Here is a 21,960-nt window from a genome sequence, read left to right as displayed (position 1 = left end):
ATTATGGCAGAAGAGCATTTTATTCCAAGTAATAGTAAAATTACCTGTACTGGGTGTCCTAAGGAGTCATCGTTGATAGCGATTAATCCAACCATATATTTAAAAAAACAACCGATAGTAACAGAAAAAGATGCTTTGCCATCTAGTATTGTTCCTTTTGCAAGTTGTTCTCTGAACTTAAATAAGGTATGTACATTAGTGCCTCAAGGAGGCTGGATAAACCCAAGAGATACTATAAGTGCCACAAAACAAAAACCTTTAATTGAACAAAGCACCTTAAAATGTACTGCGCAATTAGGAATAGGCATTATAAAAATTGTAAAAAAAACAGATACACCTCCTCCTCCAGAAAATGTAGTCGATAAAGCACAAGACAAGGTCAATAAAGCTGCTAATTATGCAAGTAAAAAAGTAACCGAAGTAGCGCAAGCTGCAAAAGATACTGTTGGAGATATTGCAGGAGTTGCAAAAGAAGCAACAAGTTTTATACAAAATGAATCATTTCAAGGAGTGGTATCTAATGCTAGTAATCTTGTAGATGGTATCGATCAAAAAAAAGCAGAGCTAGATGTTGCAGTTGGAAATGTAAACGTTCGATTAGAAAATCTACGTAAAGAACTCACACAATTAATCACTGGAGAAAAACAAGATCTTCAGGATTTAATGACGGTAAAAGATAATAGTTTACCAGAAGGAGATACTGTCACACCACTTGAAGAATCTCCAGTACTAGTGGCAGTTCCTTTAGATTCTGAAGAAGAGAGTAAAGAAGAAGAATTAAAATACAATCAAGATTTTTTTGATCAAGCTAATAAAGAAAGTGCTAATGAGTTTTTAGACGGTATAAATGAAGATATTAATGCACTTGAAACATCTTCTGAAGGAGGAACAACTCCCAGAAGTTTTGAAGTAATCGAAGATAAAGACTCCTCTACTCGTCACCTTACCGCAGAAAATCAAAAACCTTCAGAAATAGATGATTCTATACCGCTTCCAGAAAACCGATTCGGTCAAATACAAGATAATTGGGAAACAGAAAAAGACAATGCAATTAAAGGTGTAGAAGGAAATTATAGTACTGCAAATGATATACTTAAAGAACATGGCGAATCTCTTGGAAGTTCGGATGATAAAAAAGAACAACTAAAAGCTTTAGCTGCTCTGGAAAATTTGCCCAATTTACTAGATAATGAAAAACGCACACAGTTTAAAAATAGAATGCTTGATACACCAGAAACTTCTATTTTAGATACACCAGGAATTATAAGTGAAAAGCCAAGGCAATATTCTACAGAAGAGCTCAATGCAGTTATAGGAGAAGAGACTGGAGAATTAAATACCAAAGTACAAGCTGAAATTGATGAAGTTCTGAAAGAAATTGGATACTTAGAAGGTATGCAGAAATATCAAAAGGAATCAAGTGAACTTCAGGAAGATATTGATAAAAGTGCCGCTGCTTTGGATGTTTTAGGAGATTTTAATGCTTTTATTGATGGAATTGCAGCCAAACATTTAGGGAAGCTCGCTAATAAGTATAAAAATGTAATGGGCCAACTAGGCAAGAATATGTCTCGCCTAAATGATTCTCTTAAAGGAGCTAGTTTTATGGCTGGAGGATTTACGGCAGGAGATGTAATTACCCACGCTCCTGATGTAAAAGAAGAAGAGAAAAAGGAAGAAAATGAAACCAACACTACTGTTCTTGTTAACCCGCCTCCTACCAAACCAGAAAATCCTCCAGAAGAAGCGAATGATGACAAAAAAGAAGATGAGTGTAGCCTTACTGAAATTAAGATCATAAAAAATGACACATACGAATACACATTATCTAAGAATAATTATGCGAGCGAAACTGCTTTTTCAGGAAGCTTACCCGACCCAATAATATTTATTGCTGGGACAACTAAAAATAAGAAAAAACTAACACTAAAATTTGAAGGTCTTGATTGCAGTAGCTGTACTCAAGGACATGAAAAACCAAAAGAATATTACAGAGATGGTATGGCCTCCACGCTTCAACTAAATAACAATAAAGCGGATGTATTAATATTTCACAACCCAAATCAAGTAGAAGGGTTATTTGGTGATTTTATTGATTTAATGGTTTTGGGATATAGGGCTATGAAACCTATTGAATACAATATTCCTATAGAATTATGTGATTTTTCTAAAGCAATACAAGCTAAAGCATATATTGATGCAGAATGGCATTTATTAATATCTCTTTCATCTAAAGATCCTTTAACCCTTGAACATACAGGACATGAGGAATCCGTATTTAATAAATATGCCGATATAGCATCACGCCTTGATAGAAGAAATGCCTCTTTAAAGCCAAACCAAAAAGATTTAAAATATGAAAATAAAGGAGCAGATCTAGTTATAGCGGTTGGAGCTTTTTATGATAATAAAGCACAATCTCATAATCTTTCTAAAAAATTTAACTTTAAAAAAATTCAAGATTCCTCTCAAAAATTATTTTCTACGTTAGATATTTTAACAAAATTCACTAAGAAAGTAACAGAAATTGGAGATGGCGGTAAAGGGAAAAAACAAAAACCCTTAAAAAAATATTTAGGTGTATCTGCTAAATTTGACCCTCCTACTTTAGAAGTAAAAGCTTCTGGAAGTTTAGAAGAAAAAACCAACGATCCCTTCTTTGGTATAGGCTATAGTGGAGAAATTGAGATACAATCTAAGTTGTTATCTTTTGAATTAGAAATTGATCTAATTAAAGCTGCAAAAAAACACCCTTTATTACTATTTATTGATGGTCTTATCACCGCAGCTGAAGAAGCTTATAAAAAAGCGCTATACTACCTGAATATGGAAGATAAATTTATTCCATTTCCTAGAGTAGAAGACTTTGTTAAAGCAAATATTGTTGCTAAAGCTCATTTTTTTATTAAAGGAAGCAGAAAAATTTTAGGAGAAAATCAAAATACTGTTATCGAAGGCGGCGGTGCTGGATCAGTTAAAGTACTGCTGGAAGGAAATCTTAATACAACGTCAATGGGGTTTAAATATGTATTCAAAAGTACAAATGCATTAACTACAGGAATTAGCGCGAGTACGGCCTTGCATTTCGAAGATAGCATATATCTATCTCTTAACTCTAAATTTGATGGAATGCAACTTACTGGATCTATTACCTATCAAATTCAAGGTTGGAAACTAACTGGTGTTGTAGCAGAAGCAGTGGATAGTATCAAAGATTTTTTCGGATTTGGAAATGATGAAAGTTTAATAGATGGAGATAAAGACACTAAAGGAGATTATCTTATAGATGTAGATCTAAGTACTAAATATGCTGATATAGAAATTTTTGAGGGAGTATCTAACTCAACTAAGATCTATTTAACCGATAAAAAATCATCTGGTTATATAACTGGTGGAGGATTTTAATTCATTTTTTTATAAAAACCAATATATGAACATAACACAACCCATATATACTTTAAGTATTAACGTCAATAATTGTAATGCAGAAATTTGGTGCAATGATGTAATACTATTTGAGTTTAAACCATTATCAACACAAAATCAGGGGTTATCAATTACAATACCCATTAATCAATTGATTCTCAAACAAAGTGAGTTTGAAATAAAGGCTGTGATAACACCTTCTTTTAGAAAAGAAACATTATTAGAAAGTTCATTCGTTCATCTACAACTTTCTGTAAAAAGCAAAACTAACAATAAAAACAGTTTTCGATTATTAGAACTAAAGACCCCAAATGCTATAGATGAGGAAAATCCTTTGAACATTAAAGATGTCAAAACTCTAGAAGGGCTACCTAGTTATGAACTTCTAGGCGTCTATAAGGATAAAATACTGCCGTTCGAAGCGTTAGGATGGACAGAATCAGTAAACTTACTAAAACAAAACCCTCAATCTTTATTAACTCAAGGATTTAAGTTCTTCAAAAACCTGGAAACAATTATCAATAATAAACAGATTCCACAATTTATTAAGCTTAATGAAGATAAAAACAGACTGTTAAAAGAAACTTTATACCTTACCAATGAGCAACATGAAAAATGCAAAATTGAAGATATTACCTTATTAATTGACAAAGGGTATAAATTGATTCCTATAGATTTTGATAATATTGAACATGTTTTAATGGGTAGAGGTCGCTTACTTAAATTAAGGAGAAAAAACGGGTTATCTCTTATAGTTTTAAACAATCCGCATAAAAAATCAAGTGCGGAGTTCGATATAAAACTCCACAAAAAAACAGCAAATTCTGATTTTAGTATTATATAATCATATCAAACTATGAGAGCAGCAATTATAGACAGTTTACAGTGTATCGATATTATTGATAAAAAAGTTGATGATAACGAAATTCTGAAATGTTTCCAAGGATTATCTGAACATCACGACTCTGAAATAAAATTATATAAATCAGACATCAAAAAATATATAATATCTTTTAACTGGAAAGGAATCGATCAATGGAAAATAGATTGCCCCGTAGAACTTAATAAAATTCATAAACAAGGTTATGCTACAGAGGACCAAAGTATTGCGATTATTAAAGAAATTTATGAAAAAGGAAATGTAGATCATATACCTGGTTTTATCGATGTACCTATACGTCATTTTACTCTAGACGAAATGCTTCAATTTAAAAAAGAAGATGACATGATGTTAAAAGGCGAGGATCCTGACGATCTTTCTGACACAAACCTTCCTAAATCAACAATTTCAACAGGTTCATCCAATCCAAAAAAAGATAAAGAGCCTTCTTTAGTAATGGGAGCTCAACTAGGGGATTCAGAAAATAAAAATAGAACTCCTACTCCATCCAAGATCAAAACAACTCCTAATACAGTTAAAAAATCAAAACCAGCTACTAACGACAATAGTCTCTTTAGTATTTAGTAAGCTCTATGCATTAGAAATTCCATTGCTTAATCCTGATTTACGGACTATTACCCATTATAAACCTCCACGTCAATCTGTAGTTGATCCACAATTTTTGACCAAAAACCCACTATATATACATTATTCTATTACCAAGTAATACCTTAAGTATACTTATTACATCGTGTAATAAACTAACTTAAATTTTTACATCATGATAAACAACTTATCAAGCTTAGGAACCGCCTTAACTAAAGCGCAACAAAAAACTATTAACGGCGGATTGTTTTTACCATGTCATAATGATCGAGATTGTGTAGATCTTACGGCTAGTTATAATTATCAATGTGTTTCTTTTCCAAGCTCACCATTTGGTAAATTATGTACGTTGAGATAATATAAATTCACTTATAAAACTTAAAATTTTACACAATGAAAAATAACTTTTTAAATATAGAAGGAGTAAAAATTCTTAAAAAAGAAATTCAGAAAACTGTTAATGGAGGCTATGCTGTTAACGGATGTGATTGCGGAGTAACTTCTGACATGCAATTTTTATGTCCATATAGAAACTGTGACTAGAAGAAAACGTCTCGTTATATTCTCTTATTAGGAAATAACAAATGTAAAACCCTCATCGTACTTATAATCGATGAGGGTTTCTTAATAATTGACTGATGATATAAAATTGAATATTATTTATAAAACGGAAAGTTCATATGCTGGCAAATATGTTTTTACTGTACTGGATTCTGTATTAAATAATCGAACTCTATATGTTCTGCCTTCTGGTAAATCTTTATTAGGAATAGAAGGTGATACCATTTCGAATAGTAACGTATTAGTACCATTAATAAATTGTTGAGTTGCACTTTGAATCACTAGCACTTGATCCACTGTATCTTCTCGTGTTAGTACATCCGTAATGTTTACTTCATGAATCTCAAAACCTATCTCTCCAAAATCCAAATCAAAAGGACCATCTCCATCGATAAAAATAGGATCTATTACGGCATTCAAAGCAACATCTATAAACATTAGAGAAGTAGTACCTACTTCTGTTGTATTAAAACTATATTCAGAACTAACTCTTAAATCTCCACATTCTCCTTCACTAATAATTGTAGTTCCTAAATCTTCAAGTTTACAGACCTCTTCTGGAATCTCGTTAAGTTGAAGGTTTCCAGATACATCCAGAACATCCAAAATCGTAAGTGCTCCTAACTCTTTGGGAATATCTATGATATTATTGTTACTAAAATTGATCGTTTTAAGGTTAATTAAATCTCCTGTTCTTGGGCTAATTGTATTAATATGATTATTTTCTAAATTCAAATCTATTAGTTGAGCCAACATACCTATTCCATCTGGAATAATACCATCTTCAATTGTCAAAAATCCAATGTTATTATTCGATAAATCTAACTCCCTAAGCGTGCTTATTTCAAAAATACTGTTATTAAAAGTTTGAATTCCCTTACTTCCTGTAATTGTTAATGAAGCTAATCTTTCAAATGAATTAAAACCTTCAGGTAAAGTAGTAAGGTTTTCATTGTTATTTAATGCAATCGTTTCTAGATTATTTAACGCAAAGAAACTTTCAGGGACTTCAAAAAAATTACCATTAATAATTTGTATTTCTTTTAAAAGCGAAAGCTGACCTATATCATTAGGTAGCGCATCCAATGGAAGGCCTTCAAGTATTAATTTCTCCATTTTGGTCAAAATCCCTATACCTTGAATTTCGTTAATTTCGAATCGAGCTATTGTAAGTTCTTTTAAATTAGATAAAGAAAATAAACCCGATAAAAACACATCAGATTGCACATTAGCATTAGCTCCAGATATTGATAATTGTTCTAAACTTTCTAAATCAAATAACTCATCAGGAATACTAGTAAGTTCATTTCCTCTAAGCTTCAATACCTTTAGATCAGTTAATAAATTAATTGTTGGCGTAAGTACAATGATTCCTTTGTTTTCGATATCCAACTCTATTAGCTTATTATTTTCTATAACAAGTCCTTCCCAACTACTAATATTATCAAGATTACCATCCCAGTTTAAAGTAGTATTAGGGTTGTCTTCCAATATTTTTAATAATACATTGTTTACATCTTCAAAATTGTCTTCAGCAACACTAACAATAACATCTTCATCTATTTCCTTGGAACATGAAATTAATACGGTTGTACACAACACAAAAACTTTTAAATACAAATTTTTCATAAATCACATATCTAAATACACATTCTATTTACAGAACAAATATGTATGAAAAAAACCTCATTTAGATTGGTAAGTGGTCTAATGGCTGTATTTTGTGGATGAATGAATGGATATCTCTTCTTTCAATATTTTTAAGTCTTGACCAGAACAAAAAACCCGCAAAACAATACACTTATCCATATAATACACACAAAAATCCTCATAGCATCATTTTGCGTTATAATAAACATTTAATTCGTTCTTATATATACCATCAAAAAAGCAAAACAAAGTTTAATTAAAAGTATTCAGGATGTATATGATAGTGCACAGACAAAAGCAAACACTTTATAAAGTATTAGCGTTGGTTTTCTTTTTCTTTTATACTAATATCTCATCTGCTCAAAGCCATAAAGTGGCACTTTCTCTTACTGGAGGGATTGTTCAAGATGGTTTTGGTGGTGCATTAGCTGTAGATTATAAGGTTAATGAATTTGATTACATCCAATTCAATGCATTAGGAATTTTTGCAAAATTAGAACAACAAAATATCGATATACCTGTACATTCTTATTCTTTTAATCCTGGTTACTTTTTTGACGTTATAAGAAACAATTCCAGAAAATTTGGATTAGCGTTAGGTGCAGGAGGAATTATTGGATATGAAAGTATTAATAATGGTAATAAAGATTTAGGTAACGACTTACAATTAGAAATAGAAACCAATACTATTATCTACGGTGCATATGTAGGATTGGATGCTGATATTTTCATCTCCCCAGTTATTGCCATACATATAAAAGCGAATGAATTATATCATGTTAATAGCGAAGCTGGTGAATTTACTCCTTATGTTGGTGTAGGAATTAAATTGATTATAAAGTAGTGAAGCAATAGGAAACTTTATCGTTTTCTATATCCAAGAAGTATAGATTGAAAAAAAAGAAATAAACAAAATAGATTAAAAAGGGAAGTTTGTTTGTGTTAAAAAGGAGACAAAGAACCATCGTGTTCTATGTCTCCTTTTTTTATTTATATAACCTTCATTTTTTTGTATAAATCTTCTTTGTAAGTTCTTCCTACTGGAATATGATATCCCTGTATTTCTATGGTTTGATCATATTCATGAAAAGAATCTATCTTTTGCCAATTTATAATATAAGATCGATGTGTTTGCGTGAAGAAACTACGACCTAATGCTTTAAGTAAACTGGTAATAGAATATCTCACAGAAAGTTTTTTCCCATCAGAAGTAATAATCGAACAATAGTTTTTAGAATCTGTATGCGCATAAAGAATGGTATCCACAGCCACTTTAATTAGTTTATTACCGCACTTAATAAATAAGGTTGTTGATCGATCTTTGATATTTGTATCATCAATTTCTTCTTGCGCTTCCTGTAAAGAAGAAAATAAAGCTGGAGTTTTATACAATGAATTCACCTTATTGCTTAAACCCAAACCAGCATGCTTGGATTTAATATAAAATCCAATAATAATACCATCAGAAGTATGTCTTATTATTTGCTTTTGTATTTTAAGAGAAGTATCTAAATTACTTAGTGATGTATTTTTAAGATCGTTAAGGTCAATATTCATTTTATCCAAATACGTACTACTTTTTTCTTCTACTTTAAATGGTTCCATACTTCTCTTTTTTATAATATTTACTTTACCAAATCTAATTCAGACATACAGTATATTACAAGAGTATATTATTGATATTTATAAATTAAGAGTTGAAATTTATAAATATCAAGTACATATAAATTAAGGAAATTAATTATTTTGATTCCTATTAAATCTTTACATTCGTACATAATTATATGCGTACAATTCTATATTGTAAGTTATTAAACATAAAAGTACCCCGTTAATGATGATGAAGTATTTACTTATACTATCTGCAATTATTCTGTCGACATCTAATTATCAAATGATTGCACAAGATAATTTTGAAGAAATGAGGGGACTTCTTCGAAAAGAAAAAGAAAACTCTTTAAGGATTAAAATTGTACAGGAACATCTTAGTAGCTCTCTTAATCAGCAGGATACCTTAAACATAGCGAACGCATATCATTTCTTTTCTATTCTAAAACCAAAAGATAAAGAGGCTTATTCTGATAGTATTATCAGGATTACTAAAAAAAAAGGATATCATCGATACCCAGCAACAGCTTACTTAGAAAAAGGCAACGTAAAATACGAATTTGGTGATTATATCGCAGCATTAGAACTATATATAAAAGCATCTAAATCTGCCAAAGAAAAAAATAACACCAAGACACTTCTGGAAGCTAAATTTAATATTGGATTACTAAAAAACCTGGCTGGTGACCGAGAAGAAGCGCAAGTAATTTTTAATGATTACTTGAATTTTGTAGAACAAAACCCTATTCATAAAAATCCAAGAAGTTATAATTTAGCACTTTATGCGCTTGCCGATGCTTATGTCTATACAAAAAAAATAAATCTCGCCTCTACAACTATAGATAAAGGGATTAAGGGTACTTTAAAGATAAAAGATTCAACTACCTATTCTTATATCATCGTTACTTCTGGTATACATCAATATTTATTAAAAAATTATACCAAAGCAATTGATAGCTTACAAAAAGGAAAAGATCTTATCAAAAAATTCGATCCTACAGAAACTAGAGTAGCTACATGTGATTATTATATCGCTCGCTGTTATAAAGCGCTTGGAGAAAACGAAAAAAGTATACAGTATTTTAAAAAAGTGGACACTATCCTTAGAAAAACAGAAGATGTTATTCCTGAAGTTAGAGATGCTTATGCTCATTTGAAAGCTTATGCTAAATCAAAAGACGACTATCAATTACAGATAGAATATATAAATACTGCATTAAGATTGGACAGTATCCGCCATGCGAATCAAATATATTTAACTAAAAATATAACTAGAAAATTCGATGCAGCTGAACTTGTTTCAGAAAAAGAACAGTTAATACAACAATTGGAGCAAGATAAATTCCTAAAAGATAATACGATAACCATACTCGTTGTAATTTCTATTATTCTGATTCTAATCACCATCTATGGATTTAGAAAAAGCTATGTGAGCAAAAAACGCTTTCAAAAATTGCTTGAACAACAAAAGAATCAGAAGGCGCAAAAAGCGGAACTTATACATACTATTAATGATGATCTTCTTAAAAAAGAGGATATTGATATTCCTACTGAAGTAATAGAAACCGTGTTGGAAAAATTACTCGATTTTGAAGATAAAAATCAATTTGCAAAAAAACATTATACGCTCAACTCATTAGCAAAAGAATTAAATACCAATAGTGCATATTTGTCCAAAATTATTAATGTCTATAAAAATGTGAATTTTGCTAATTATCTTAATAATTTAAGAATTGACTTTGCTGTAGATCAACTAACCACCAATAAATCTCTTAGGTCTTATACGATACAAGCGATTGCCGAAGAAGTTGGTTTTAAAAATGCACAATCGTTTTCTTCTGCTTTTCATAAAAAAACTGGGATATATCCATCGTACTTTATAAAACACCTAAAAAAATGATTTTCAATAAGTAAAAGAGTTATTTAGCTCTTGAAATTTATAAATTTCAAGCATCTTTCTGTGTATAGTTGCCTCTAAAATTGTAGATTGTCACACACACAAACAATAAAGTATTCAAATGAAAAAAAGAGCTAAAAATAAACTAGGTTTAGATAAGTTAAAAATTGCCAGATTAAACAATCTTCAAAACATTATAGGTGGATATAATACTGGTACAATTCCTCCGCCAACAAGTAGTGAAAAATGTCTTAAAAAAACTAGTGGTGATCATTCTACCAAAACAAAAGCTATGGGTAGTGGTATCTAATGGGTATTTTTTTACTACAAACATTTTAATATACTGGACTAGACTATTAGATTAGGTATAGAAAATAAAATTGTTTCAAAATATTTTTTTGTTATAAAAACAACCAAAAAAACGTTTAATGAAAAATAGAAAAAAACTCAGTTTAGATAAGTTAAAAATTGCCAGATTAAACAATCCTCAAAACATTATAGGCGGATTTAATACCGGCACAATTCCTCCACCAACAAGAACTAGTTTAGATTGCCCTACAGATCCTTTTGGCACCAGTCATTCGACCAAAACAAAAGCTATGGGTAGTGACATCTAATAAATAAAACCTCGATACTATAACTAACGTATAATAAATAACCTAATATGTAAGTTTAACTATAAAACACAAAATACTCGTCTCATGAAAAATAAGAAAAAACTCAGTTTGGATAAAATAAAGGTTGCGAAGTTAAATAATCCCAGAGCAATAATGGGTGGTAATCCCGTTCCCACAAGTGTTCCTATAAATGTCCAATCTTTTACTTGTCATACTTATACATGTACTACTATAACTTCTACCAAAACAGGAGCTATGGGAAGTGATATCTAGTTTTTTTATTTTATAAAATAGATAATCTTCTTTCTAAAATGTTATTATATCTATCATTAACTATGGAGATAAAGAGCTAAAAATAAACTAGGTTTAGATACGATAAAAACCACTTAATTAAATAAATTTAAACATATTATTGGTAGCTCAATAATAATTCTTCCTCCACCTCCAACCACAACTAATACATACTATCTTATGAGGATAGCTCTTACTGATACGATCAATCAATCTACAAAAACATCACCATTAACAACCAGCTTTATTTAGTAGGTTTTCGTCAGATTACTTTTAATCTTCTATAGATTTCTTCTTTAAAAGTACGCCCAATTGGGATATGATGTTCTTGTATCTGTATGGTCTGATCATACTCATGTAAAGAATCAATTTTATTCCAATTTATGATATAAGATCTATGTGTCTGTACAAACTCTAAACTTTCTAGTCGTTTACTAAGTTTTAAAATAGAATATCTTACAGAAAGCTTTTTGTTATCTGTGGTCACTATAGAACAATAATTTTTTGAATCCGTATGTGCAAACAATATCGTATCTAAATTTACTTTAACTAATTTGTTTCCACTTTTTACAAATATATCTTCAGACTCTTCTTGATTACTTTTAATTAAAGAAGTATCCTGCTTATCTGATAAAATCAAAGCAGCTTGCAAATCATCTTTCTTAACTGGCTTTGTAAGGTATGCTGCAGGTTTAATATCTGCAGCTTTACTCATTATATCTTTGTCATTATCAGAAGTAGCGAAAAACACGGGGATTTTATAGAATGTTTTAATTTTCTCCCCAAGCTCTATACCAGATTCTTTACCATTAAGATGAATATCCAAAATAACAGCATCTGGTTTTAGAATTCCTATCTGCTCTTGTGCTTCAAAAGGATCATCAGAACTCCCCACACAAAAGTGTCCTAGTTCTTCTATAGTTATCTTAATATCTTCTAGATGAAATATATCATCTTCTACTATATATATATTCATGACCTGTGTATATTTTACGCTGACAAAGACTCAGAAATTGCCCCTTTTTCTTTAGCCAACGATATGGTTATGGGGATGCTTAAGTCAAAACGCGTGCCAATTCGTTTTTCTGAAGAGACATTAATAGTTCCATTATACATTTTTATAAAACGATATACAAGGTTAAGTCCCAGCCCTGTTCCTTTTTCACCATGTGTACCTACAGTTGATTTTTTTTTCATCTAAACTAAAAATATTTTGTAATTGATCCGAAGAAATACCAATTCCAGTATCGATCACTGAACAAAAAAACATCGTATTATTATTGGTAAATTCTATTCGAATATTTCCTTTCTCCGTATATTTTAAGGCATTGCTAATTAGGTTTCTAAAAATTACATGAAAAGCTCCCTTATCAAAATCAATGAATATATTTTCCTCATATTGCAAATCAATTTTTATGTGTTTATATGCAGCTTGTTCTTTATATCCTTCAATAATTCCTTGTAGTTCTTTCTCTACAGATATGGATTCAGGATTTATATTATATCCTTCCATTTGTTCCAGAGACCAATTCAGAAGATTATTTAATGTATCAGAAAGTCTTTCAGAATTTTGTTCTAATGCTTGAGAAAGTGCTATTGTTTTTTCATAATCTCCTTTATCGATATGATATTTTAGTATTTTACCTGATCGCTGAAAAGGTATAATCATACCTCTTAGATCGTGCGCTATAATTGAAAAAAGATGATTCTTTACTTGATTTGTAGATGCAAGTTCTTGTTGTTGTTTTCTTAATTTTCTAAAAGCCCAAGCTCCAGTTCCTAATAAGAACAATAAAAACCCTGCTGCCAATAGATATAAATTTTGTTGTGCTTTGGCTTGTTTTGCAATTTGTTCTTGTTCCTTTTTTTCTTCATTAAGATGCACTATTTCAAGTTCTTTCTTTTTTGTATCATATTTTTTCTCGAGATCCACCACTTTAGTCGATACTTCAACATTTGTGATAGAATCCTTTATCGCATGATACTTTTTTAAATGTTTTAGTGCTAAACTAGGTTGTCGAGTTTCTTCATAATAAACACTATAGATTTTATGTAATTCTTGAGTATTAATTAATATATTCATCCTATTAGTTACTTTCCTAAAATTGGGTAAATATTTTTTTACATTTTCATACTCTTGTTTCTTTAAATACAATTCTATTAATCCCTGTAAAGACAAATGTAAATAGAAATCATCATTGGATTTTTTAGCAGCATCATAGGCTTTCTTAAAATACACCTCAGATTTATCATATTGCTTTAGATTATCTAAATAAAGCCATCCTTTTTCAGTATATGCTCTTGCAATTCGATTACTATTATTACTATTATTAGCTAATTTAATACCATAATTGATACTGCTTAGAGCTTCATTATTTTCATTCAATCGTCTATAGCATTCAGCAAGATATGGGTAACTAAGTAATAGCGTAAATTTATCTTGTTTTTCTTCAGCCTCTGCAATACCTTTTTTTAAGTATTTTTTTGCTGTTTCTATATGTCCCCATTTTAAATAACCAAATCCTAAAAGATAGTTAGTACGTGCTCTCCCTATCAAATTCTCGTTATTCTCTTGAAGATTTAGTGCTTTCAATAAGTTTAGTACCGCTTCCTCATAATTTGACAACCTGAAATTATATAATCCTTTATTATGGTAGCTACTAAATAAACTAAAAGTATCTTTGGCAATAATTGATATTTCGGTCATAGAATCTGCAAACTTTATAGCTTTTGCATATTCAGAATTATTATCTGAAATCTCCGAATGAGCCTCAAAATATACAGCCCAAGATTTATCATTTGGTTTATTTAGTAGTAGTAGTTTTGCCTTTTCAAGTAACGAATTAGCTTCGTCATTCTTTAAGACTTGTGTCAAAATCAACGCCTTATTAGTATAAGCTACCGACAAAAGATCTTCTTTTTTAAAGTCTTTAGCTAATTTTATTGCCTTATCGTAAAGATATAATGAAGAATCTGTTTTTTGCAAGCCCAAATATAGTAGATGTGCTGAATTTAAATATATTTCTGTCATACAAACACTATCTACTTTAGAAAGTATTTCTTTATTATATTTCAACTTGCTATCGATACTTTGAAATGTTTTAATCTGTTTTTTCCATTCCTCACAATATTCCTTTTCTGTTTGCGACTGAATATTTAAACCAATTAAGAAAATGAAAATTAGAAATAACAGTTTTTGTGTGTTCATAATAAGTTGGTTAATATGGCTTATGAGTATTGAATATCTTTTATTTTAATATCAAAAGTAAAATATAGTTTTCCATCTAATCTTATATCACGTTTTATGATCGACTCAAATATGTTACTCCTACTTCTATACCCATTGCTAATTCTAATAGGTTTGTATTGGATAACATGTGTTTCAATTCTTTTCTAACAATTAACATCTTATCATGTATAGGACAAGGTTTATGAACATTGCATTCTTTTAGTCCAAGTCCACAACCGCTATACATAGAATCTCCATCAATTGCGTATACAATTTCTTCTAACATTATCTGATCTACTTGTATTGCCTTAATCAAAAAGCCTCCTCTGGCTCCTTTAATAGAATCTAAAATATTACTTTTCACTAATTGTTGAAGAATTTTAGCTGTGAAAGCTTCGGGAGAATCAATCTCCTTTGCTATGGTCTTCAGATTGGTACATTTGTTTTGTAAAGATTGTTGTGCAATATAAATTGAAGCCTTAATTCCATATTCACAAGCTTTAGAAAACATATTCTAGGTTTTAGAGTATACTCAAATATATACATAAATTTTAATTCGGATAAGCTTGTCCTAGATAAAAGATACATACAACTATAGATACAATATATAAGTAGGGATCTTGTATACAAAAAGCAGAATAAACAGTGATTTATACTTAGATTCCTTCTCGCTTATTTACAGGTGTAGTTGGATTATAACCAAATCCAGGTATTTTTATTTCTATTGCCAATTGATCAAGAATATAACCTATCGTAGCATAATGATGTACGGCATGACTATTTGCGTGTGCTAAGATACTTTCTAATGTATAACTTACAGTAACTTTTCCTTGTCCCATATTATCTGTTACATGAATCAGATAATCCGTATTTGCATCAACATAAGACAATAATGTTTCTTGAAGTGAATACATATGATTTTTTGCAGCTTCTTTATTGGTAGATAATATTTCATCTCTTTTACGTGCAGTAAGATCAATGTCATTGGTATCTAATCCACTAATAATACAATCAAAAAAATCTAATGTATGCCTGATGTGAGATCCTATACTTGAATAATATGGACCAATAGTGGTATCACAGTAAGTTTTAGAATCTATTGCGTCTAATAGAGCAATAGCACTGTTAAGGTTATGATTAATCGAAGATATGATAAGTTCTTTCATAGAAAATATTGTCGTAATATACATAATAAACTTACATAACAACTTTGCTATAACGTTAAAATTATAATTAATATCAACATGTATACAATACAGTATAAGTAGCCTCGTTATCAATACGTCATTATGGTGAAATTACCTCATGTAACAGTAGGACATCTATCACTTTATTTATGGCTAAGCCATAAAAATCAAGACAAAGTGCGTATTTCATCGATTAATGACGTTTATTTTTGGATGTTACTTAAAAAATATTGTATACTTGTACTGTTCATTAAAAAGCCCCATAAAAAATGAAAAGACTAGCTTCTATTTTACTACTATCTTTTTTTATTATTCAGATTAATGCTCAAGACATCTATGAAGATGCATTAACAGCAGCGAGCTATGCGTATTCGCATTCTAAAAAAGCACACGGTGCAAATAACGTATTTCATACACAAGAGTATGCTGACAAAGCTATAGAAGCATTTGAAAAAGTAGAAAGTCTTTCTGATGAATGTGGCTGTAAAGAAGCTAATGAAACAGCATATGAAGCTAAAACTAATATGGTAAGCTCTTTAGATCAAGATACTTATGAGCGTAGTAGGTATTATGCGAAACAAGCTAAAGACCTAGGTCCAAAATTATTAGAGCAATTAACAGACTGTCAAGCTAATCTTGGCAATAGTGATTATACAGAAGATATCGTTAGTGCTGAAGAAGAAGCTATTGCAATTGCTTCTGAAGAGGTAGCTCAAAAACAAAAAGAGTTAGAAGAGCAAAAGCGTCAATTAGAAATCGAACAAAAAAAGTTACAGCAACAAATTGCAGAACAACAAAAAGCACAAGCAGAATTTGAAGCACAACGTGCTGCCGAATTAAAAGAACAAGGATTAGTAAAAGTAAAAGCAGAGCAAGCATTACAGAAGTTAGAAAGTGCTCTTCAAGATTTAAGCATCGCTTTTGATGATAAATCAATCTTTGAATCTCAAAAAGATTACTTAAGAAGTGAAAACGAATTACAAAACGAAACACTAAGTGATACAAAAAGTTTCTATATAAATAGAGCTAAAGAACTTACTAAAAGTGCGATGCAGCAATTTGCTGGATATACAGAAAATTAATACAATTGAATTTTATTTTGTAGCCCCAAAATAAAATTTTTTGAAACGGTATCTTATTTTAGGTACCGTTTTTTTTTGCTCCAATGTTAATAAATAGAAAAGTTTTACAATCAATATTTTGGAATAATTCCATAAATTTGGAATAATTCCAAAATATTGATTATTGAGAACTATATTACATCTTGATTTAGACACGTTTTATGTATCGGTAGAACGTCTTATTGATAGTACATTACAAAACAAGCCTTTACTAGTTGGGGGCACTAGTGATCGTGGTGTTGTAGCTGCTTGCAGTTATGAAACTAGGACGTTTGGTGTACATTCAGGAATGTCTATGAAGATAGCAAAAGAATTATGCCCAGAAGCTACTATCATAAAAGGTAATGCTGGAACATACAGCAAATACTCTGATGTTGTAACAGAAATTATAAAAGAAAAAGTTCCTCTCTTCGAAAAATCCAGTATTGATGAATTTTATGCAGACCTATCAGGAATGGACAAATTTTTTGGTGCATATAAATATGCGTCAGAACTTAGGCAAAAAATTATTTCAGAAACTGGTTTACCCATATCTCTAGGATTTGCCCAAAACAAAGTAGTATCTAAAGTAGCTACAAATGAAGCTAAACCTAATAATCAATTAAAAATTGACTTTGGCACAGAAAAATCTTTTCTAGCTCCATTATCTGTCAAAAAAATCCCTATGGTTGGAGATAAAACATATCACACTTTAAGAAGTTTAGGGGTTCGTTATGTTAAAACTGTACAAGATATGCCTGTAGAAGCTATGAAAAGTGTACTAGGCGTAAACGGGTTAACTATTTGGAAAAGAGCTAACGGGATAGATAATGCTCCAGTAATTGGGTTTTCTGAACGGAAATCTATCTCTACAGAAAGAACATTTGATAGAGATACTATAGATGTGTACAAACTAAGAAACATTTTAATAGCAATGACAGAAAACTTATCATATCAACTACGCCGAGGAAACAAACTTTCTGCCTGTATTACTGTAAAAATTAGATATTCAGATTTCAATACCTACTCTAAACAACTTAAAATACCATATACGAGTGCAGATCATATTTTAATCCCAAAAATCTTGGAACTCTTTGAAAAATTATATCAAAAAAGACTATTAGTACGGCTAATAGGTATACGATTTAGTCATTTAGTTGGTGGAAATTATCAGATCAATCTCTTTGAAGACAGTGAAAAACAACTTAACCTTTATAAAGCTTTAGATCATATTCGCGATCGATATGGGGATAGAAGTGTTATCCGAGCTGCTGCAATGGGATCAAAAACTATAGGCAGAATGCAAAACCCTTTTAATGGACAACCTCCTATTGTATTAGCACATAGAAAACAATAACCATGTATCTAAATTGTCATTCATATTATAGTCTAAGATTTGGAACCTTTTCTGAAATAGATTTGTTAGAATTGGCAAAAAAAAATGATGTCAATTGTCTTGCATTAACTGATATTAACAACACTTCTGCTTGCCTTAATTTTATTAGAAAAGCAACAGACTATAATATAAAACCTATTGTTGGTATTGATTTTAGAAACAACAATAACACAATATATGTTGGTCTAGCAAGAAATAATGAAGGATATAAAGAACTAAATGATTTTTTATCATATCATTCTAATAATCAAATTAGTTTTCCTGAAAATGCCCCAGAATTCAAAAATGCGTTTATTATATATCCATTAGAACACATTAATATTTCGGGTAAAACAAATTTTAAGAGTAACGAATTTGTAGGGATATCGCTAAAAGAAAGAAATAAACTTCGTTTTTCTAAAATATATAAACATAAAGACAAACTCGTCATATTACAACCTGTAACTTTTAGGAATAAAAAAGATTTTAATGCACATCGCTTATTAAGAGCGATCAATAATAATATTCTATTAAGTCGTCTCTCAACAAAACAACAAGCATGCTTTTCTGAAAAAATGATTTCAGATCGCGAAATAAAATCTCAATTTTCAGAATTTGATTTTATACTAAAAAATACAGAAGCAATACAATCAGCCTGTAATATAACTTTTGATTTTTCAAAAAATAAACCTTCATTGAATCAAAAAACGTATACAGCTAATATCAAAAGTGATACTAAATTATTATATAAATTATGTGAAGAAGGACTTCCTTATCGTTATCCAAATCCTTCTCAAGAAGTTCATGATCGGTTGGAAAAAGAATTATCTCTTATCACAAAAATGAATTTTGTATCCTATTTTCTAATTAACTGGAGGATCATTACCTATGCTCGAAATAAAGGATATTATTATGTAGGTCGTGGCAGTGGGGCTAATAGCATTGTAGCTTATCTACTTAGAATCACAGATGTAGATCCCATTGAATTAGACCTTTACTTCGAACGTTTTATAAATACACATCGAACAAGTCCTCCTGATTTTGATATAGATTTTTCCTGGAAAGACCGACAAGATATCACTCGATTTATTTTTAAAGAATTTAACAATGTAGCCTTATTAGGAGCCTATGTAACTTTTCATTATAAAGGAGCTGTAAGAGAATTAGGGAAAGTATTCGGGCTACCTAAATTTGAAATTGATAAATTAAGTAATGGAGACTATAATAAAAACACATTAGACGATATCAGTAAACTTGTTATCATATATAGTGATCTGATTCAAGGAATGCCTAATTACCTTAGTATTCATGCTAGCGGAATATTAATTAGCGAAAAGCCTTTACATTATTATGCCGCTACCGATATACCTCCTAAAGGTTTCCCTACTGTACAATTCGATATGATCATTTCAGAAGATTTAGGGTTATATAAATTTGATATCCTAGGACAGAGAGGATTAGCAAAAATTAAAGATGCAATTGCCATCATCAAATACAATCAACCTGAACGTGCAAATTTTGATATCCACGATATTACTAAGCTAAAAAAAGATCCTAAAATCAATACACTAATAAGAGAAGCAAAATGCTTAGGATGTTTTTATGTAGAATCTCCAGCCATGAGAATGCTTTTGAGTAAGCTAAAAACAGATAATTATCTAGGATTAGTAGCTGCTAGTTCTATCATACGTCCTGGAGTAGCAAAAAGTGGAATGATGCGTGAATATATTCTTCGAGAGCATGATCAAGAAAGAAGAAAAAATTCACATCCAATTATGCTTGACCTAATGGGAGATACTCATGGTATTATGGTATATCAGGAAGATGTAATCAAAGTAGCACATTTTTTTGCAAAACTAACATTAGATGAAGCCGATGTACTACGACGCGGTATGAGTGGTAAATTCAGATCAAGGAAAGAATTTAAAGAAGTACAGCAAAAATTTATTACTAATTGTAGAAATGAAGGTTATAAAGAATCACTAATATTCGAGATTTGGGATCAAATAGCAAGTTTTGCTGGGTACGCATTTCCTAAAGGACATTCTGCTTCTTATGCTGTAGAAAGTTACCAAAGTTTATTTCTTAAAGCTTATTTTCCAATAGAATATATAGTAGCCACTCTAAACAATGGTGGTGGTTTCTATCGACCAGAAATATATCTTCACGAAGCCAAAATATTAGGAGCACAAATACTACTACCATGCATCAACACAAGTGAATACATACATACTATTAAAAGTAAAAAAATATGTTTAGGGATCATGATATTAAGAAACCTACATAATAAAACTATAGAAAGTATTTTATCAGAACGAACTCAAAATGGTGTATTTACTTCGCTAGACGACTTTATCGACCGAGTACATATAAGTATTGAGCAGCTAAGTATTCTTATAAAGATTGATGCCTTTCGATTTACAAATAAAAACATTCATGAATTACTATGGGAAGCACATATAAAATTAAATAACACCTTTCCAGAAGATCAAAATCAAATCCTGTTATTCAATCGAAAACGAACAGAATATACACTCCCTCAACTAAAAACATCTAAATTAGAAATTGCATTCGAACAAATTGAATCTTTTGGGTTTCCTTTATGCGGCTATTATCAATTATTAACTTCAATTCCTGAAAACAAGAACAGTGCAATCCATTTAAAAGAATATATAAATAGGTACATAGACATCTATGGTTATCTAATTACAATGAAAAACACAAAAACATCTACAGGAAAACGTATGGTTTTCGGGACATTCTTAGATCAATTTGGAAATGTATTTGATACTGTTTTATTCCCTAAAACATTACAAAAATACAGGCTTAGAGGAAAAGGGATTTATCGAATATATGGAAAAGTAGTAGAAGAGTTTAATTTCCTAAGTATAGAAATTATTAAAATTATTAAACAAGATTATATTCAGGATCCCAGATATGCATAACACTACAATCATATACTGAAACTAGTTTAATATAAAACAGCCTAATAAATTATTATTTAGCTGTTTTATATTAAATGGTCAAAAATTACTTTTTAATAACAAGCCCAACAAACACCATTTACAAGAACAGTCCCATAATTATCATAAGCACAATGATGGTTAGCTACTATCATACCTCCCGTTTCTCCACAAGGACCGAAAGGTTTTAGTCGTGGCATTCCTCCACTAACTTTTTTTTGCTCTTCTTTACTTAATCTTTTTCCTAGGTTTAAGAGTTGATTTTTCATAATAAAAATTAAAAATTGAATTATTTACTCTGAACATTATTAAGACACTCAAAGTTTGTGTCAAATAAAAAACGTAAAATTCCCCTAAATTATTATAGAAACTGATTATTATGAATCAGATGTAAAACGAAAAATAACCAACCTAGTTAATTTTCAGGTATAAAAAAACCCTTCATTATATAATGAAGGGTTTCAAGGAAGGCGGCGACCTACTCTCCCACGATTGTAGTACCATTGGCGCTAACGGGCTTAACTTCTCTGTTCGGAATGGTAAGAGGTGAGCCCCGATGCTATAACCACC

At 30.4% G+C, this 21,960-nt stretch carries 21 protein-coding genes and 1 rRNA gene; 13 read left to right on the top strand and 9 right to left on the bottom strand.

Translation table 11 applies throughout. From position 1 onward, the window contains the following. The first annotated feature begins 3 nt into the window (after positions 1-3). The 5 genes from QBK95_RS21510 (at position 4) to QBK95_RS21490 (ending at position 5,455) form a co-directional block, all read left to right on the top strand. On the top strand, positions 4-3,405 hold the full coding sequence (locus QBK95_RS21510) for a PAAR-like protein (protein ID WP_280936628.1): 3,402 nt from the start codon (positions 4-6) through the stop codon (positions 3,403-3,405). Positions 3,406-3,430: 25 nt separating this feature from the next. Then, on the top strand, positions 3,431-4,270 hold the full coding sequence (locus QBK95_RS21505; protein WP_280936627.1) for a hypothetical protein: 840 nt from the start codon (positions 3,431-3,433) through the stop codon (positions 4,268-4,270). 12 nt (positions 4,271-4,282) lie between these two features. Next, positions 4,283-4,891 carry a hypothetical protein gene (locus tag QBK95_RS21500; protein ID WP_280936626.1) on the top strand — a complete coding sequence of 203 codons (609 nt, stop codon included), beginning with the start codon at positions 4,283-4,285 and terminating at the stop codon, positions 4,889-4,891. Between the two features lie 196 nt (positions 4,892-5,087). Continuing rightward, a complete protein-coding gene (locus tag QBK95_RS21495) occupies positions 5,088-5,270 on the top strand; it encodes a hypothetical protein (protein ID WP_280936625.1) in 183 nt (60 codons plus the stop codon). A gap of 35 nt (positions 5,271-5,305) precedes the next feature. Continuing rightward, positions 5,306-5,455: a hypothetical protein gene (locus QBK95_RS21490; protein WP_280936624.1), complete on the top strand. Its 150-nt coding sequence runs from the start codon at positions 5,306-5,308 to the stop codon at positions 5,453-5,455. Positions 5,456-5,572: 117 nt separating this feature from the next. On the opposite strand, the gene QBK95_RS21485 is transcribed toward QBK95_RS21490, so the two are convergent. Further along, positions 5,573-7,102, bottom strand: a complete 1,530-nt coding sequence (locus QBK95_RS21485; protein ID WP_280936623.1) for a leucine-rich repeat domain-containing protein — start codon at positions 7,100-7,102, stop codon at positions 5,573-5,575. Positions 7,103-7,400: 298 nt separating this feature from the next. Between QBK95_RS21485 and QBK95_RS21480 the strand changes: the two genes are divergently transcribed. Continuing rightward, positions 7,401-7,967 (top strand): conjugal transfer protein TraO, encoded by a 567-nt coding sequence (locus QBK95_RS21480; protein WP_280936622.1) that lies wholly within the window; start codon positions 7,401-7,403, stop codon positions 7,965-7,967. Between the two features lie 146 nt (positions 7,968-8,113). Here QBK95_RS21480 and QBK95_RS21475 read toward each other — a convergent pair whose 3' ends face one another. Next, on the bottom strand, positions 8,114-8,728 hold the full coding sequence (locus QBK95_RS21475) for a LytR/AlgR family response regulator transcription factor (RefSeq protein WP_280936621.1): 615 nt from the start codon (positions 8,726-8,728) through the stop codon (positions 8,114-8,116). A gap of 235 nt (positions 8,729-8,963) precedes the next feature. On the opposite strand from QBK95_RS21475, the gene QBK95_RS21470 reads away from it, so the two are divergent. From QBK95_RS21470 to QBK95_RS21455, 4 genes are all read left to right on the top strand, one after another. After that, the gene (locus QBK95_RS21470) at positions 8,964-10,631 is read left to right on the top strand and encodes a helix-turn-helix domain-containing protein (RefSeq protein ID WP_280936620.1); all 1,668 of its coding nucleotides are present in this window, start codon (positions 8,964-8,966) and stop codon (positions 10,629-10,631) included. Between the two features lie 118 nt (positions 10,632-10,749). Beyond that, entirely contained in the window at positions 10,750-10,938 is a 189-nt protein-coding gene (locus QBK95_RS21465; protein ID WP_280936619.1) for a hypothetical protein, read from the top strand. Positions 10,939-11,056: 118 nt separating this feature from the next. Beyond that, entirely contained in the window at positions 11,057-11,245 is a 189-nt protein-coding gene (locus QBK95_RS21460; protein WP_280936618.1) for a hypothetical protein, read from the top strand. An 84-nt stretch (positions 11,246-11,329) separates the two neighbouring features. Beyond that, positions 11,330-11,518, top strand: coding sequence for a hypothetical protein (locus QBK95_RS21455; protein WP_280936617.1), 189 nt, complete (start codon positions 11,330-11,332; stop codon positions 11,516-11,518). Between the two features lie 280 nt (positions 11,519-11,798). Here QBK95_RS21455 and QBK95_RS21450 read toward each other — a convergent pair whose 3' ends face one another. The 5 genes from QBK95_RS21450 to QBK95_RS21430 form a co-directional block, all read right to left on the bottom strand. Continuing rightward, positions 11,799-12,512 (bottom strand): LytR/AlgR family response regulator transcription factor, encoded by a 714-nt coding sequence (locus QBK95_RS21450; RefSeq protein WP_280936616.1) that lies wholly within the window; start codon positions 12,510-12,512, stop codon positions 11,799-11,801. Between the two features lie 14 nt (positions 12,513-12,526). Continuing rightward, a complete protein-coding gene (locus QBK95_RS21445; RefSeq protein WP_280936615.1) occupies positions 12,527-12,733 on the bottom strand; it encodes an ATP-binding protein in 207 nt (68 codons plus the stop codon). Continuing rightward, positions 12,699-14,744, bottom strand: coding sequence for a tetratricopeptide repeat-containing sensor histidine kinase (locus tag QBK95_RS21440; protein ID WP_280936614.1), 2,046 nt, complete (start codon positions 14,742-14,744; stop codon positions 12,699-12,701). The genes QBK95_RS21445 and QBK95_RS21440 overlap by 35 nt, the downstream gene beginning before the upstream one ends. A gap of 94 nt (positions 14,745-14,838) precedes the next feature. After that, complete coding sequence (locus QBK95_RS21435) at positions 14,839-15,276, bottom strand: RrF2 family transcriptional regulator (RefSeq protein WP_280936613.1); 438 nt, start codon at positions 15,274-15,276, stop codon at positions 14,839-14,841. A gap of 145 nt (positions 15,277-15,421) precedes the next feature. Beyond that, the gene (locus tag QBK95_RS21430) at positions 15,422-15,931 is read right to left on the bottom strand and encodes a DinB family protein (protein WP_280936612.1); all 510 of its coding nucleotides are present in this window, start codon (positions 15,929-15,931) and stop codon (positions 15,422-15,424) included. 290 nt (positions 15,932-16,221) lie between these two features. Between QBK95_RS21430 and QBK95_RS21425 the strand changes: the two genes are divergently transcribed. The 3 genes from QBK95_RS21425 (at position 16,222) to QBK95_RS21415 (ending at position 21,372) form a co-directional block, all read left to right on the top strand. Beyond that, on the top strand, positions 16,222-17,034 hold the full coding sequence (locus QBK95_RS21425; protein ID WP_280936611.1) for a hypothetical protein: 813 nt from the start codon (positions 16,222-16,224) through the stop codon (positions 17,032-17,034). Positions 17,035-17,197: 163 nt separating this feature from the next. Beyond that, positions 17,198-18,409, top strand: coding sequence for a DNA polymerase IV (gene dinB, locus QBK95_RS21420; protein WP_280936610.1), 1,212 nt, complete (start codon positions 17,198-17,200; stop codon positions 18,407-18,409). Positions 18,410-18,411: 2 nt separating this feature from the next. Next, complete coding sequence (locus QBK95_RS21415) at positions 18,412-21,372, top strand: DNA polymerase III subunit alpha (protein ID WP_280936609.1); 2,961 nt, start codon at positions 18,412-18,414, stop codon at positions 21,370-21,372. Between the two features lie 92 nt (positions 21,373-21,464). On the opposite strand, the gene QBK95_RS21410 is transcribed toward QBK95_RS21415, so the two are convergent. Continuing rightward, positions 21,465-21,659 (bottom strand): hypothetical protein, encoded by a 195-nt coding sequence (locus QBK95_RS21410; protein WP_280936608.1) that lies wholly within the window; start codon positions 21,657-21,659, stop codon positions 21,465-21,467. A 196-nt stretch (positions 21,660-21,855) separates the two neighbouring features. After that, positions 21,856-21,960 (bottom strand): 5S ribosomal RNA (gene rrf / locus QBK95_RS21405); the annotation flags it as partial.

This window comes from Aquimarina mycalae, from assembly GCF_029906345.1.
Classification (GTDB): domain Bacteria; phylum Bacteroidota; class Bacteroidia; order Flavobacteriales; family Flavobacteriaceae; genus Aquimarina.
This window is presented reverse-complemented; position numbering and strand designations above follow the sequence as displayed.

Bases quoted from the DNA above. Each gene is read 5' to 3' on its own strand.
- QBK95_RS21480 (WP_280936622.1), top strand. From the start codon at position 7,401: ATGATAGTGCACAGACAAAAGCAAACACTTTATAAAGTATTAGCGTTG.
- QBK95_RS21445 (WP_280936615.1), bottom strand. From the start codon at position 12,733: ATGAAAAAAAAATCAACTGTAGGTACACATGGTGAAAAAGGAACAGGG.
- QBK95_RS21450 (WP_280936616.1), bottom strand. From the start codon at position 12,512: ATGAATATATATATAGTAGAAGATGATATATTTCATCTAGAAGATATT.
- QBK95_RS21465 (WP_280936619.1), top strand. From the start codon at position 10,750: ATGAAAAAAAGAGCTAAAAATAAACTAGGTTTAGATAAGTTAAAAATT.
- QBK95_RS21485 (WP_280936623.1), bottom strand. From the start codon at position 7,102: ATGAAAAATTTGTATTTAAAAGTTTTTGTGTTGTGTACAACCGTATTA.
- QBK95_RS21435 (WP_280936613.1), bottom strand. From the start codon at position 15,276: ATGTTTTCTAAAGCTTGTGAATATGGAATTAAGGCTTCAATTTATATT.
- QBK95_RS21455 (WP_280936617.1), top strand. From the start codon at position 11,330: ATGAAAAATAAGAAAAAACTCAGTTTGGATAAAATAAAGGTTGCGAAG.
- QBK95_RS21440 (WP_280936614.1), bottom strand. From the start codon at position 14,744: ATGAACACACAAAAACTGTTATTTCTAATTTTCATTTTCTTAATTGGT.
- QBK95_RS21410 (WP_280936608.1), bottom strand. From the start codon at position 21,659: ATGAAAAATCAACTCTTAAACCTAGGAAAAAGATTAAGTAAAGAAGAG.
- QBK95_RS21500 (WP_280936626.1), top strand. From the start codon at position 4,283: ATGAGAGCAGCAATTATAGACAGTTTACAGTGTATCGATATTATTGAT.
- QBK95_RS21460 (WP_280936618.1), top strand. From the start codon at position 11,057: ATGAAAAATAGAAAAAAACTCAGTTTAGATAAGTTAAAAATTGCCAGA.
- QBK95_RS21425 (WP_280936611.1), top strand. From the start codon at position 16,222: ATGAAAAGACTAGCTTCTATTTTACTACTATCTTTTTTTATTATTCAG.
- QBK95_RS21430 (WP_280936612.1), bottom strand. From the start codon at position 15,931: ATGAAAGAACTTATCATATCTTCGATTAATCATAACCTTAACAGTGCT.
- QBK95_RS21470 (WP_280936620.1), top strand. From the start codon at position 8,964: ATGAAGTATTTACTTATACTATCTGCAATTATTCTGTCGACATCTAAT.
- QBK95_RS21490 (WP_280936624.1), top strand. From the start codon at position 5,306: ATGAAAAATAACTTTTTAAATATAGAAGGAGTAAAAATTCTTAAAAAA.
- QBK95_RS21415 (WP_280936609.1), top strand. From the start codon at position 18,412: ATGTATCTAAATTGTCATTCATATTATAGTCTAAGATTTGGAACCTTT.
- QBK95_RS21510 (WP_280936628.1), top strand. From the start codon at position 4: ATGGCAGAAGAGCATTTTATTCCAAGTAATAGTAAAATTACCTGTACT.
- QBK95_RS21505 (WP_280936627.1), top strand. From the start codon at position 3,431: ATGAACATAACACAACCCATATATACTTTAAGTATTAACGTCAATAAT.
- QBK95_RS21495 (WP_280936625.1), top strand. From the start codon at position 5,088: ATGATAAACAACTTATCAAGCTTAGGAACCGCCTTAACTAAAGCGCAA.
- QBK95_RS21475 (WP_280936621.1), bottom strand. From the start codon at position 8,728: ATGGAACCATTTAAAGTAGAAGAAAAAAGTAGTACGTATTTGGATAAA.